This window comes from Streptomyces sp. NPDC001568 (genome assembly GCF_042893755.1).
GTDB lineage: Bacteria > Actinomycetota > Actinomycetes > Streptomycetales > Streptomycetaceae > Streptomyces.
This window is the reverse complement of record NZ_JBIAVF010000005.1, coordinates 265,847-279,246: the sequence shown is the minus strand read 5'-3', so window position 1 is coordinate 279,246 and position 13,400 is coordinate 265,847. Positions and strand designations below refer to the sequence as shown.

Annotated in this window: 9 protein-coding genes; 8 read left to right on the top strand and 1 reads right to left on the bottom strand. The window is 72.6% G+C overall.

Going from position 1 to position 13,400, the window contains the following annotated elements; all coding sequences use genetic code 11:
* Nucleotides 1-45 precede the first annotated feature (45 nt).
* From ACFY0I_RS11635 to ACFY0I_RS11600, 8 genes are all read left to right on the top strand, one after another.
* Nucleotides 46-3,441, top strand: a complete 3,396-nt coding sequence (locus tag ACFY0I_RS11635; RefSeq protein WP_388893284.1) for a molybdopterin-dependent oxidoreductase — start codon at nt 46-48, stop codon at nt 3,439-3,441.
* Between the two features lie 592 nt (nt 3,442-4,033).
* Complete coding sequence (locus ACFY0I_RS11630) at nt 4,034-4,999, top strand: amino acid ABC transporter permease (protein ID WP_388893282.1); 966 nt, start codon at nt 4,034-4,036, stop codon at nt 4,997-4,999.
* Nucleotides 4,996-5,787 carry an amino acid ABC transporter ATP-binding protein gene (locus tag ACFY0I_RS11625; protein ID WP_388893280.1) on the top strand — a complete coding sequence of 264 codons (792 nt, stop codon included), beginning with the start codon at nt 4,996-4,998 and terminating at the stop codon, nt 5,785-5,787. Before ACFY0I_RS11630 ends, ACFY0I_RS11625 begins: the two co-directional genes overlap by 4 nt.
* A gap of 90 nt (nt 5,788-5,877) precedes the next feature.
* Nucleotides 5,878-6,894: a transporter substrate-binding domain-containing protein gene (locus ACFY0I_RS11620; protein WP_388893278.1), complete on the top strand. Its 1,017-nt coding sequence runs from the start codon at nt 5,878-5,880 to the stop codon at nt 6,892-6,894.
* Nucleotides 6,895-7,106: 212 nt separating this feature from the next.
* Nucleotides 7,107-8,345 carry an LLM class flavin-dependent oxidoreductase gene (locus ACFY0I_RS11615; RefSeq protein WP_388893276.1) on the top strand — a complete coding sequence of 413 codons (1,239 nt, stop codon included), beginning with the start codon at nt 7,107-7,109 and terminating at the stop codon, nt 8,343-8,345.
* A gap of 25 nt (nt 8,346-8,370) precedes the next feature.
* Nucleotides 8,371-9,771 carry an NtaA/DmoA family FMN-dependent monooxygenase gene (locus ACFY0I_RS11610; protein WP_388893274.1) on the top strand — a complete coding sequence of 467 codons (1,401 nt, stop codon included), beginning with the start codon at nt 8,371-8,373 and terminating at the stop codon, nt 9,769-9,771.
* Nucleotides 9,768-10,919: an LLM class flavin-dependent oxidoreductase gene (locus ACFY0I_RS11605; protein WP_388893272.1), complete on the top strand. Its 1,152-nt coding sequence runs from the start codon at nt 9,768-9,770 to the stop codon at nt 10,917-10,919. The genes ACFY0I_RS11610 and ACFY0I_RS11605 overlap by 4 nt, the downstream gene beginning before the upstream one ends.
* 11 nt (nt 10,920-10,930) lie before the next feature.
* On the top strand, nt 10,931-12,049 hold the full coding sequence (locus tag ACFY0I_RS11600; protein WP_388893270.1) for an LLM class flavin-dependent oxidoreductase: 1,119 nt from the start codon (nt 10,931-10,933) through the stop codon (nt 12,047-12,049).
* Nucleotides 12,050-12,093: 44 nt separating this feature from the next.
* Here the strand turns inward: ACFY0I_RS11600 and ACFY0I_RS11595 are convergent, their stop codons facing one another.
* A complete protein-coding gene (locus ACFY0I_RS11595; RefSeq protein WP_388893268.1) occupies nt 12,094-13,098 on the bottom strand; it encodes a BtrH N-terminal domain-containing protein in 1,005 nt (334 codons plus the stop codon).
* Nucleotides 13,099-13,400: the final 302 nt, after the last annotated feature.

Here is a 13,400-nt window from a genome sequence, read left to right as displayed (position 1 = left end):
GGACGGGCCCACAGGACCGCCGTCCCCGTTCGGAGGTACCGGATCATGGCGAGGGTCGAGGAGAAGCGCGGGTTCTGCACGCTGTGCAAGTCGCGGTGCGGGGCGGTCTTCACCGTCGAGGACGGCCGGATCACGGGGGTCCGGCCGGATCCGGACCACCCGACGGGATCGGCGATGTGCCCCAAGGGGCGCTCGGCGCCCGAGATCGCGCACGGCGCGGGCCGGCTCACCACGCCGCTGCGCCGCACCCGGCCCAAGACGGATCCGGACCCCGGCTGGGAGGCCATCTCCTGGGACGAGGCCCTGGACGAGATCACCGCGAGGGTCTCCGCGATCGCGGCCGAGGACGGGCCGGAGGCCGTGGCGTTCGGCGTCGCGACGCCGTCGGGCACCTCCGTCTCGGACGCCACCGAGTGGATCGAGCGGTTCGTGCGCCGGTTCGGCAGCCCGAACACCGTGTACAGCGCGGAGATCTGCAACTGGCACAAGGACTTCGCGCACGCCTTCACCTTCGGCTCCCCGCTCCCTCCGCCCGACTACGCGCACGCCGACCTCGTCCTGTTGTGGGGCTTCAACCCGGCCAAGACCTGGCTGTCGCAGTCCGCCGCGCTCTCCGCCGCCCACGCCCGCGGCATGGAACTGGCCGTCATCGACCCGCGCCGCTCCACCAGCGCCCTCGGCGCCGACCACTGGCTGCGCGTTCGCCCCGGAAGCGACGCCGCGCTCGCCCTGGGTCTGGCCCGCCTCCTCATCACCACGGGCGGCTACGACGAGGCGTTCGTCCGCGCCTGGACGAACGCGCCCCTGCTCGTCCGGGCCGACACCGGCCGCTTCCTGCGTGCGACCGACCTCCCGGACGGCGGCGTCACCGGGGAGGCGTTCGTCGTGTGGGACGGGGCCGAGGGGTGCCCGCGGCCGTACGACACGGCGCGCGGCGCCGTCCGGCCCGAGCGCTTCGCCCTGCGCGGCGCGCACCGGGTCCGCACCCGGACCGGCACGGTGGACTGCGCCCCCGCCTTCGAGCACTACGCGCGGGCCTGCGCCCCGTGGACCCCGCGGCGGGTCGCGGCGGCCACCTGGGTGCCCGAGCGGCGGATCCGGGCGCTGGCCGGGCGGATCGCCGCCGCGCGGTCGGTCGCGTACTACGGCTGGACGGGGGTCGGGCAGAGCGCCAACGCCTCCCAGACCGAGCGCGCCCTGGCCACGCTGTACGCCCTGACCGGCTCCTACGACACGCGCGGCGGCAACCACGTCGTTCCCCCGCCCCCGTACCGCCCGGCGACGTCCGTCGCGCAGTTCGAGCCGGCGCAGCGCGCCAAGGCGCTCGGCCTGGACAAGCACCCGTTGGGGCCGCCCGCCTCCGGATACGTCAACGCCGGCGACCTGTGCACCGCGATCGAGACGGGTCGGCCGTACCGGGTGCGCGCCCTGATCGGCTTCGGTTCGAACCTGGTCGTCTCCCAGCCCGACTCCGACCGTACGGCCGCCGCCCTGCGCTCCCTGGACTTCCAGGTCCACCTGGACCTGTTCCACAACCCGACCGGAGCGAGCGCCGACATCGTGCTGCCCGTCAACAGCGCCTACGAGCACGAGGCCCTGCGCTTCGGCTTCGAGATCGACCACCGGGCCCAGGAGCAGGTGCAGTTGCGGCCGAAGCTGGTCGAGCCGCAGGGCGACTCCCGGTCCGACACGGAGGTCGTGTTCGCGCTGGCGGGCCGTCTCGGACTGGGCGGGGACTTCTTCGACGGGGACGTCGAAGCCGCCTGGAACTGGCAGTTGGAGCCGCTGGGGCTGACCGCGGCCGGCCTGCGGGAGCAGCCGGGCGGCGTACGAGTCCCCCGGGAACGGAGCTTTCGCACGTACGCCTCTCCCGTCGGGAGCGGCGGCGCGGACGACGGCGTCGTGACCGGGTTCGCAACGCCGACGCGGCGCGTCGAGTTCTACTCCGAGCGGCTGCTGGAGCACGGTTACCCGCCCGTGCCCGAGCACCGGGAGCCGGCGGCCCCGGACGAGTCCTTCCCGCTGGTGCTGACCTGCGCGAAGCACGGCTACTTCGTGCACAGCCAGCACCGCTCCGTCAGCTCCCTGCGGCGGCGCGCCCCCGACCCGGCCGTGGACCTCCATCCGCGGACGGCGGCCGCGCGCGGCATCGCGGAGGGCCAGTGGGTGGAGCTGTCCACCCGGCTCGGCTCCATCCGCCTGCGGGCCCGCTTCGACGCCTCCCTCCACCCGGGCGTCGTGGTCGGCGAGTACGGATGGTGGCAGGAGGCCACCGACCTGGCACTGCCCGGCGGCTGCGCGACGGACCCCGCCGGGCACAACTTCAACCGCCTGGTCGACCACAGCGTCAGCGACCCGCTCAGCGGTTCGGTCCCGCTGCGCTCGGCGGTCTGCGAGATCCGCCCCGCCCCGGTCGACGGCACCTGGGCCGGCACCCGTTCGTTCACGGTCACCGGGCTCGGGGAAGCCGGTGAGGGCGTACGGAGCCTGCGGCTGGAGCCCGTCGACGGCGGGCCGCTGCCCGACCACCGGCCCGGCCAGCACCTGACCGTGCGGGCCGACGGGAACGGCCCGGCCCGCAGTTACTCCCTCATCGGACCCGCGCTCGAACCGGGGCGGACCGCCTACCGGCTGGCCGTGCGCCACGTACCGGGCGGCGCCCTCTCCCCGTTGGTCCACGCGCTGGAGCCGGGTGACCGGCTGGAACTGACCAGCCCCCAGGGGGTGTTCGCCGTACCCGTGGACACCCGCCACCCGGTGGTGCTGATCGCGGGCGGCATCGGCATCACGCCGTTCCTCGGCTACCTCGAAACCCTGGCCGCGACCGGTGGCACGGCGCGGGAGGTGGTCCTGCACCACGGCAGCCGGGACTCCCGGGACCACCACTTCCGCGACAGGATCCGCGCGCTCGAAGCCCGACTGCCGCAGCTCACCGTCATCGACCACTACGCGCACCCGCTGCCCGGCGACGTGATGGGCGTCGACCACGACCGTACGGGGTTCGTCGACGCCGACGACGTGGCCCCCGACCTGCTGGACCGGCGGGCCCGCTTCTACCTCTGCGGACCGACCCCGATGCTCGCCTCCGTCACCGGGGGGCTCCGGCGCCGCGGGGTACCCCGCTTCGAGATCTTCAGCGAGACCTTCAGGCCGGCCCGGCAGCCGGTCTCCCTGCCCGACGGCGCGGAGTTCACCGTCACCTTCGCCCGCAGCGGGCGCACGGCCCGCTGGAAGAAGGGCGACGGCCCTCTCCTCGGCCTCGGCGAGGCGGCCGGGGTGAGCATGCCGTCGGGCTGCCGCGTCGGCCAGTGCGAGAGCTGCGCCCGCACCGTCCTCGCGGGCACCGCCGCACACCTGGTCACGCCGTCCGACGACCTTCCCGACACCGACGTCCTGACCTGCCAGTCGGTCCCGACCACGGACCTCGTCCTCGACGCCTGATCGGCCGGAACGCCCGACCGGACCAGGCTCCGGCACGGCGGCCCGGACGGCCCTGGGCCTAGCGGCGGCCCTTCGACAGGTTGAAGGCCAGGACGAGGAGGGCCGCCGCCATCACCGCCACGTGGACCCAGCCGGACATCATGCCGACCTCCGGCCGGCCGGCCCGGTCCTGGGGACGGGCCCGCGGTTGCGCAGGACCGAGGCGAGCACCGCTCCTTGGAACGCGGGCAGCGTCGGCCCGAGCCGCGCACCGATTTCCTCCAACGAGATCCGCTTGCGTTTCCTCATGTCCCCGCGTGTGCCCCCGCGCGGCCCGCTGATGCGTGCGGGCCGGGTGCCCGCTCCGGCCGACCGCCGGTGCGCGGCCGGCGCGAACGATGCGATCGGACGGCCGTTTCATTTCACCAACACGCTTTATGTGTACGGCGGATGAAATTGCGACACCATTACCCGCGGGCCGATATCCAAGGCCATTGACACCCCTTCTCGGGGCCGCCTAGCTTACGCCGCAGATAGCGACATCAGCGGCCTCTCCCGTCCGGCATGACGGCTGCTTTTCGATTTCTCGCCCGTCGAAGCTGCTGGAGAGTCCTTGACCGAATCACTGCTCCTCCCCGCACCACCCTCGGGCTCCTCCGGTCCTGCGGAGCCGGCCGAGCGGGTCCTCCCGCTGCGTCGACCCGGACGGTGGGTCACCGCCGTCGTCGTCCTGGTGCTGGTCGCCCAGGCCGGGCACGGGCTGGTCGCCAACCCCTTCTACCAATGGGACCGCTTCGCCTACTGGTTCCTGCGCCCCGTCATCCTCGACGGGCTGCTCATCACCCTTCAGGTGGCGGCGTACAGCGCGGTCCTCGGCCTGGCCGGGGGCGTCCTGCTCGCCCTCGGTCGGCTCTCGGACAATCCGGTGCTGCGATCGGTGAGTTGGGCGTACATCTGGCTGTTCCGGTCGGTGCCGCTGATCGTCGTCCTGCTCTTCCTCTACAACCTCAGCGCCCTCTATCCCACCCTGAGCGTCGGGGTGCCCTTCGGGCCCGCCTTCTTCACCTTCGACGAGTCGCGGCTCGCCACCGACCTCGTCGTCGCCGTGGTCGGCCTCAGCCTGTGCGAAGCCGCGTACGCGGCGGAGATCGTCCGGGCCGGAGTCCTCTCCGTCGATCAGGGCCAGCACGAGGCTGCGGCGGCGCTGGGCCTGCCCGGGCGCTACCAGTTCGCCCGGATCGTGTTCCCGCAGGCCCTCCGCTCGATCGTGCCCTCGTACGTCAACCAGCTGATCGGTCTGCTCAAGGCCACCTCGCTGGTGTTCTACGTGTCGCTGCTCGACCTGTTCGGCTCGGTGCAGAGCCTGTCCAGCACCTACCCGGGGGACGTGGTGCCGCTGCTGCTCGTGGCGACGGTCTGGTACGTCGTCCTCACCAGCCTGGTCTCCGTCGTGCAGTTCTACGTGGAGCGGTACTACGCCCGAGGGGCGTTGCGCACCATCCCGCCCACGCCCATCCAACGGGCCCGCGCGGGCCTGTCGGAGCTGAGGACCCGCATGCGGAAGGAGACGGACCGATGAGCGTCCGCGGCATCGACCCCACCGAACGGCCCCCGGCGATCGAGGTGCGCGGCGTGCACAAGTCGTTCGGCGGCCGACGGGTCCTGGACGGGGTGGACCTGACCATCGCCCCGGGCACCGTCACCGTGGTGCTGGGCCGGTCCGGCTCCGGCAAGTCCACCCTGCTGCGGGTCCTGAACCACCTGGAGAAGCCCGAGTCCGGGCACGTCAGCGTCGGTGGCGAGCTGATCGGGGTGGAGCGACACGGGAGCCGGCTCAAGGAGCTGCGCAAGCGGGCGATCCTGGCGCAGCGCAGCCGGATCGGCTTCGTGTTCCAGAACTTCAACCTCTTCCCGCACCTGACCGTGCTGGACAACGTCGCCGCCGCCCCGGTCGCCACGGGCAGGTTGCGTCGGCCGCAGGCCCGGGCGCAGGCGCGCGAGCTCCTGGAGCGCGTCGGGCTCGGGGACCGGACCGGCGCCTACCCCCGGCAGCTGTCCGGCGGGCAACAGCAACGGGTCGCCATCGCCCGGGCCCTGGCCCTGCGGCCCGGCGTCATCCTCTTCGACGAACCCACCTCCGCGCTCGACCCCGAGCTGGTGGGCGAAGTCCTGTCGGTCATCAAGGACCTGGCCACCGGCGGCACGACCCTCGTGATCGTGACGCACGAGATCGGGTTCGCCCGCGAGGTGGCCGACGAGGTCGTCTTCCTCCACGAGGGGCGCGTCGTCGAACAGGGCCCGCCCGCAAGGGTTCTGGACCGGCCCGCGCACCCGCGGACCCGGGAGTTCCTCAGCAAGGTGCTCTGAGCTCCCGCTCCCGACACCACTCACGCCCACCCTCCTGACCCTCCTCCGCCCCACCGAACATTCGAACACTCGAACGCGAAAAGGATCATCATGCGACGCCACTCCGTCCTGCGCAGCAGACTCGTCCGCGGTCTCGGCACGGCCGCCGTCACCGCGGCCCTGGCCGGTGGACTCACCGCGTGCGGCGGTGAGGCGGAGGCCACCGGCGCGACGCCGGGCAAGGTCACCATCGGCGCCGTCGCCAACGGCGCGGCCCAGCCGGCGGAACTGTCCGCACCGGTCGTCGAGGCCCTGCGGGCGCGGCTTCCGCAGGCCGTGCGCGACCGCGGCGAGCTGGTCATCGGGGTCGGGGCCCTCCCCGCCGGCTTCCCCCCGCTCGCCTACGTCGGCACCGACCAGAAGACGTTCACGGGCGCGGAACCGGACCTCGGCCGGCTGGTCGCCTCGACGTTGGGGCTGAAGCCGGTGGTGAAGAACTCCACCTGGGAGAACCTCTTCGTCGGCATCGACAGCGGGAAGGTCGACGTGGCCTTCACGAACGTCACGGTCACCGAGGAACGCAAGAAGAAGTACGAGTTCGCCTCGTACCGGCAGGACAACCTGGCCTTCGAGGCGTTGAAGGAGAACACCTGGACCTTCGGCGGCGACCACCGCAACCTCGCGGGCAAGACCGTGGCGGTGAGCTCGGGCACCAACCAGGAGAAGATCCTGCTGGAGTGGCAGAACAAGCTCCGCTCCGAGGGCAAGGACTTCACGGTCAAGTACTTTCCCGACTCCAACAGCCTGAACCTGGCACTGAGCGGCAAGAAGATCGATCTGTACTTCGGGCCGAACCCCTCGATCTCCTACCACATCACCCAGACCGCGAGCACCAACGCCCCGACGCGCAACGCGGGTTCGTTCTCCGGGGCCGGCGATTCCCTCCAGGGTCTGATCGCCGCGACGGCGAAGAAGGACAGCGGGTTGGCCGCGCCGGTGGCGGAGACCATCAACCACCTCATCAAGAACGGCCAGTACGCGCAGCTCCTCACGACGTGGAACCTGTCGAACGAGGCGGTGCCCGCTTCGGAGGTCAACCCGCCCGGACTTCCCACGACGAACTCCTGAGAGCGCACGGGGCGTTCGTGGCGTGCGGGTCGCTCCGGGCGTTCGCGGTCGGACCGGACGGAGTGTTACACCGCCGCCAAATTCTTTTCACAAAGCGGTAATTGCATGCGCCCTCCATCGGTCGTAGCGTTTTGGGAGAAGCTGCCGACGGGCCGAATTCGCGACCCCGAACCTTCCATTCCCGCACGACGATCAGGAAGGCGCTTGCCGACGTGTCCGCATTCCCGTCACGTTCCGTTCCCACCGCCTCCGGACCCCTTCACCTCGCCGTCGCCCTCGACGGCGCCGGCCGGCATCCCGCCGCCTGGCGCGAGCCGGGGGCGCGGCCGGAGGCCCTCTTCACGGCCCGGTACTGGGCCGAGGCGGTCGCCGAGGCCGAGGCCGGGCTGCTGGACTTCGTCACCTTCGAGGACGGGCTCGCGCTCCAATCCTCCGCGCCCGACGGCCCGGACGGGCGTACGGACCGGGTCCGCGGGCGGCTCGACGCCGTGCTGACCGCGGCCCGCGTCGCCCCGCTGACGCGGCACCTGGGCCTGGTGCCGACCGTCACGGCCACCCACACCGAGCCGTTCCACGTCTCCAAGGCCGTCGCCACCCTCGACCACGTCAGCCGGGGCCGGGCGGGTGTGCACGTCCAGGTGTCGGGGCTGCCCCACGAGGAGCGGCACTTCGGCCGGCGCGCGACGCCGTTGTCCGCGGTGGAGCTGTACGAGGAGGCCGCCGACCACGTGGAGGTCGTCCGGCGGCTGTGGGACAGCTGGGAGGACGACGCGGAGATCCGTGACGTGGCCACCGGTCGCTTCGTGGACCGCGCCAAGCTGCACCACATCGACTTCGAGGGGCGGCACTTCCGTGTCCGGGGCCCCTCGATCACCCCGCGCCCACCGCAGGGCCAGCCCGTGGTGAGCGCGATCGTGGCACCGGGAGACGCGGGCGCCGATGCCGCCTACCGTCTCGTGGCCCGGTCCGCGGACATCGCTTACCTGGCCGCGCACGGCTTCGGGGAGTCCGCGGCCGCCGTGGAAGGAGTGCGGCGGGCGCGCAAGTCGGCAGGGCGCGGCGACGAGCCCTTGCACCTGTTCGGTGAACTGATCGTGTTCCTGGACGAGGACGGTCCCGCGGCGGCCGGCCGCCGGGCACGTCTCGACGCGCTCGCGGGCGGTCCGTACGGCGGCGACGCCGAGGTGTTCGTCGGGAGTCCCGGCGCCCTGGCCGACCTGCTGGAGGAACGGCGGGCGGCGGGCCTGTCGGGCTTCCGGCTCCACCCGGCCGTCATCGCCCACGACCTGCCCGCCATCACGCGGGGGCTGGTGCCCGAACTCCAGCGGCGCGGCCTCTTCCGCACCGCGTACGGGGCGGACACCCTGCGCGGGCTGCTCGGCCTGGACCGGCACCCGGCCAACCGCTACGCCACGCCGTCGTCGGCCGTCCGGCCCGGCCCCGCCGCCTGACGCGATCGATCCGGAAGGACGAACCATGAGCACCAAGCCGCTCAAGCAGATCCACCTCGCGGCCCACTTCCCCGGTGTCAACAACACCACCGTCTGGAGCGACCCGGCGGCGGGCAGCCACATCGACTTCGACTCGTTCGTCCACTTCGCCCGGACCGCCGAGCGCGCCAAGTTCGACTTCCTCTTCCTCGCCGAGGGACTACGACTGCGGGAACAGGGCGGAGAGATATACGACTTGGACGTCGTGGGGCGGCCGGACACCTTCACCGTGCTGGCCGCCCTCGCTGCCGTCACCGAGCGGCTCGGACTGACCGGGACGATCAACTCGACGTTCAACGAGCCGTACGAGGTGGCCCGCCAGTTCGCCTCCCTCGACCACCTTTCCGAGGGGCGCGCCGCGTGGAACGTGGTCACCTCCTGGGACGCCTTCACCGGGGAGAACTTCCGGCGCGGCGGGTTCCTGCCGCGCGAGGATCGGTACTCGCGCGCACGGGAGTTCCTGTCGACGGCGATCGAGCTGTTCGACTCCTGGGACGGTTCGGAGATCGCCGCCGATCCGGCGACGGGCACCTTCCTGCGGGACGCCCGCGCGGGGGCCTTCGCCCACCGGGGGCAGCACTTCGACATCGAGGGCCGGTTCAACGTCCCGCGCAGCCCGCAGGGCCGCCCCGTGGTCTTCCAGGCCGGCGACTCCAAGGAGGGGCGGGAGTTCGCGGCCTCCGGCGCCGACGCGATCTTCGGTCGGTACGGGACCCTGGACGAGGGACGGGAGTTCTACGCCGACGTCAAGGGCCGGTTGGCCAAGTACGGCCGTTCCCCTGAACAGTTGAAGATCCTGCCCGCCGCCACCTTCGTGCTCGGCGACACCGATGCCGAGGCCCACGAGAGCGCCCACGAGGTGCGCCGGCTCCAGGTCAGCGGGCAGACCGCGATCAAGTACCTGGAGCACGTGTGGAACCGGGACCTGTCCGGCTACGATCCCGACGGCCCCCTGCCCGACATCGACCCGGAGACCGGTGAGAACACCATCGCGCTGGGCCGGGCCAGCGTGCGGCAGTTCCGTGACCCCCTCGCCACCGCACGCCAGTGGCGGGAGCTCGCCGAGGCGAAGAACCTCTCGATCCGCGAGCTCGTGATCGCGACCACCGCCCGCCAGACGTTCGTCGGCTCCCCCGCCACGGTCGCCGAGCAGATCAACTCCCTCGTGCAGCAGGACGCGGCCGACGGTTTCATCCTGGTCCCGCACATCACCCCCGGCGGCCTGGACGTGTTCGCCGACACGGTCGTACCGCTGCTCCAGGAGCGCGGCGTCTTCCGCTCCGCGTACGAGGGCAGCACCCTGCGCGACCACCTGGGCATCTCCGTACCCGACGCGAGACGGGAATCCGGGCGGCGCGAAGCCGGGCAGACGGCCGGCGCCTCGTGAAGTTCCTGGCCATCACCCTGATCACCGACTCCGCCGACCCGGTGACGGGGACCCCGACCCCCACCCGCGAGCGGTTCCGTCAGGTCGTCTCCGCCGCCCTGCTGGCGGAGGAGCTCGGATTCGACGGGTTCGGGGTGGGCGAGCGCCACGAGCGGCCGTTCCTGTCCTCGTCGCCTCCCGTGGTGCTCGCCCACATCGCCGCGCTGACCCGCGAGATCCGGCTGTACACGGCGGTGACCACGCTGAGCCTGCTGGATCCGGTGCGGGCGTACGAGGACTACGCGACGCTCGACCACCTCAGCGACGGCCGACTGGAGTTGATGATCGGCAAGGGGAACGGCACGGCGCAGCGCGAGCTGTTCGACGTGAGTCCCGAGGACCAGTGGGAACGCAACTCCGAGGGCTACGAACTGTTCCGGCGGATCTGGCGGGAGGACGCGGTCACCGCGCGTCCCCGGTTCCGCCCCGCGCTGACCGGCGCCGAGGTGCTGCCCCGTCCCTACCAGCGCACGCTGCGGGTGTGGCACGGCAGCGCCACGAGCCGGGAATCGGTCGACCTCGCGGCACGCCACGGGGACCCGCTGTTCTCGGCGAACGTCACGCACCCGATCGGTCCGTACGCCGAGCTGATCCGCCACTACCGGGAGCGTTGGGAGCACTACGGACACGATCCGGCGCACGCGGTCGTGGGCGCGGGCACGGCGGGCTTCCACACGGCCCCCACCTCGCAGCGGGCGGTGGCCGCCTACCGGCCGGCGTTCGCGCGGTACCTGGCGGCGCACCGGGCGCAGGGCGTGGAGCCCGTCTTCCCGACGCTGGAGGACTTCATCGAGCGCAGTTCCGCCCTGATCGGCAGCCCGCAGCAGGTGATCGAGAAGGTGCACCGCTACCACGAGGAGTTCGGACACACGGTGCTGCACCTCCAGGCCGAACCCGGCGGGCTCACGGACGCGGAGCACCGGGCCTCACTCGAACTGTTCCAGGCGCGGGTCGCGCCGGTACTGCGCCGCTCGATCCCCGATCCGGCCTTTCCGGATCCGGCGTCTCCGGACCCGACCTCACCGGATCCGACCTCACCGGATCCGGCCCCTCCCCATACGACCAGGCCCCTCCCCGTCCCCCCCGTCCCCGCTTCCCCCGACCTGTAAGGAGCAAGGCCATGCCCGGCATCCCCCTGGGGGTCCTCGACCTCGTCCCGATCACCTCCGGTTCGAGCGCCGCCGAGGCCCTGCACCGCAGCGTCGACCTCGCGCGGCAGACGGAACGGTTCGGGTACGCCCGCTACTGGTTCGCCGAGCACCACCTCAACCCCGGGGTGGCCGGAACCTCCCCGGCCGTGCTGCTCGCGCTGACCGCCTCCGCGACGACGCGGATCCGGATCGGTTCCGGCGCCGTCCAACTGGGGCACCGCACCGCCCTGTCCACGGTCGAGGAGTTCGGCCTGATCGACGCCCTGCACCCGGGGCGCCTCGACCTCGGACTCGGGCGTTCGGCCGGCCGGCCGCCGCAGCCCGCCCCGGACGCCGCGCCGCCCTTCGAGGGGGTGACGTCGAACGGCCTGTTGATCCCGCCCCGGTTCTCCTTCGCGCACCTCCTCGGGCACCCCCGGGTGGCCCTCCAGCAGCGACTGCTGAACCTGCCGGGAGCCCACCCGCAGGACTATGCCGAGCAGGTCGCCGACGTACTGGCCCTGCTGCGCGGCGAGTACCGCTCCCCGGAGGGCGTGGAGGCGCACGCCGTGCCGGGCGAGGGGGCCGACGTACAGGTGTGGATCCTGGGCAGCAGCGGCGGCGTCAGTGCCGAGACGGCAGGGCGCAACGGGTTGCGCTTCGCGGCGAACTACCACGTCAGTCCGGCCTCGGTGTTGGAGGCGGCGGAGGGCTACCGGGCGGCCTTCAAGCCCTCGGACGAGCTGGACCGGCCGTACCTGACGGTGTCCGCCGACGTGGTGGTGGCCCCCGACGACGCGCGGGCGCGGGAACTGGCCGCCGGCTACGGGCCCTGGGTGCGCAGCATCCGTACCGCCGAGGGCGCGATCCGCTATCCGGCGCCGGAGGAGGCGCGACGGCTGCCGTGGACGGACGCCGACCGGGACCTCGTGGCGGACCGGGTGGACACGCGGTTCGTGGGTTCGGCGCGGACGGTCGCCGACCACCTGGAGCGGCTCCAGGAGGCCACCGGGGCCGACGAACTGCTGATCACCACGATCACCCACGGGCACGCGGAGCGGGTCGACTCCTACCGGCTGCTGGCCGAGGAGTGGGCGCGTCGCGGCTGACCCGGGTGGGCCGGCCGCGACGCGTGGGACGAGCGGGGGCGGCGCTACTTGCGGAGCGCTTCGACCGCCTGTCCTTCCAGTTCGAGGCTGCGGTCCACGTGTTCGGCGCAGGCGTCGAAGAGGGCCCGGCGCTCCTCGGCCCCGGCCTCCGGGTCGGCGGCGAGGGCGAGGGCCGCCAGGGCGGACCAGTGCCCGGCGGACTCCCGGAAGAGCTCCGCCGGTTCGGCGCGGCCGACGAGTTCGAGGAAATCGGCGTAGAGCGGGCGGGTGGCGCCCGGCGCGGTCCACTCCTCCTCCAGGCAGGCGTACAGCCGCGCGGTGCCCTCGCGGAAGGCTTCCGGGGAGCTGCCGAAGCGGCGCTCCCAGCCGGTCCTCGTGGTCCGGTCGCGCAGCTGCGCGGCGAACTTCTCCATGCCGGTGAAGCCGAAGTTGACGTCGAACTGGTTGCCCAGGACCGGCCCGGTGAGGTGGGTCACGGTGGCGGCGATGGCGCCGTCGACGTCCGGCTCGCCCTCGGGCGGGCCGGTCGGGACGATCAGCTGGTGGCGGCCCTTGCGGTGCGCGGTCCAGGCGGCTCCGAACTCCTCGCGGTCGATGCGGTGCGGGGTGTCGGCGCCGTCCTCGATCAGCAGGTCGTCGCCGTCGTATCCGGCGATGACGACGGTGTACGGGTCGGCGCCGGTCATCTCGGCGTCCGCGTCGGCCTCGTGCCAGGGCAGGGAGGACCGGTCGACGACGCAGAAGGCGGGCTGCCCCTCGTCGAGCGCGGCGCGGACACGGCCCCAGCGGGGCTTCATCGCGCGCGTGGCGTCGTACGGAACGCCCAGGCGGCCGAGGGCGACCTGGACCCAGGGCTCGGGGTGGGACTGGGCCACGATGGTGGCGATGGGGTTGCGGCCCGCGTACTCGAAGACGAAGTACATGAATCCGATGCCGCCCGCCAGGCCGGCGACCAGCTCCTCCGGGTGGGCGTTGCCCAGGGCGTGTCGGATGAGGGAGGCCTCACGGTGGCGTCCGGTACCGAAGTCTTCATACACGAGCACAGTCATGGCGTCAGCCTAGTTGCGCCCGGGCGGCCCTTTCTCCCCGAGGTGCCGAGCGGCGCGTGCGGTACTAGCGTGTGTGGGGTGAGAGCCGCCCCCACGGGGCACGCCCCCAGCGGCCGGAGTTCCCGCGCGTCCATGGACGGGAACCGAGGCACTGTCGCGTGCCCGTCTCGGGGAGGTACGTCGCATGGGACGCGTCGCTGGGGCAGACGTGCGGACGTACGGAGGCAACGCCACGATCCGCGCCGCAACGTCTTCACGTGCGGCCGCGGCCACCGTTCCTGCCCCGAAGACGTGGTGGGAGG

Excerpts from the sequence above, each read along its gene's own strand:
- ACFY0I_RS11635 (WP_388893284.1), top strand. The coding sequence starts at position 46 with ATGGCGAGGGTCGAGGAGAAGCGCGGGTTCTGCACGCTGTGCAAGTCG.
- ACFY0I_RS11625 (WP_388893280.1), top strand. The coding sequence starts at position 4,996 with ATGAGCGTCCGCGGCATCGACCCCACCGAACGGCCCCCGGCGATCGAG.
- ACFY0I_RS11620 (WP_388893278.1), top strand. The coding sequence starts at position 5,878 with ATGCGACGCCACTCCGTCCTGCGCAGCAGACTCGTCCGCGGTCTCGGC.
- ACFY0I_RS11610 (WP_388893274.1), top strand. The coding sequence starts at position 8,371 with ATGAGCACCAAGCCGCTCAAGCAGATCCACCTCGCGGCCCACTTCCCC.
- ACFY0I_RS11600 (WP_388893270.1), top strand. The coding sequence starts at position 10,931 with ATGCCCGGCATCCCCCTGGGGGTCCTCGACCTCGTCCCGATCACCTCC.
- ACFY0I_RS11595 (WP_388893268.1), bottom strand. The coding sequence starts at position 13,098 with ATGACTGTGCTCGTGTATGAAGACTTCGGTACCGGACGCCACCGTGAG.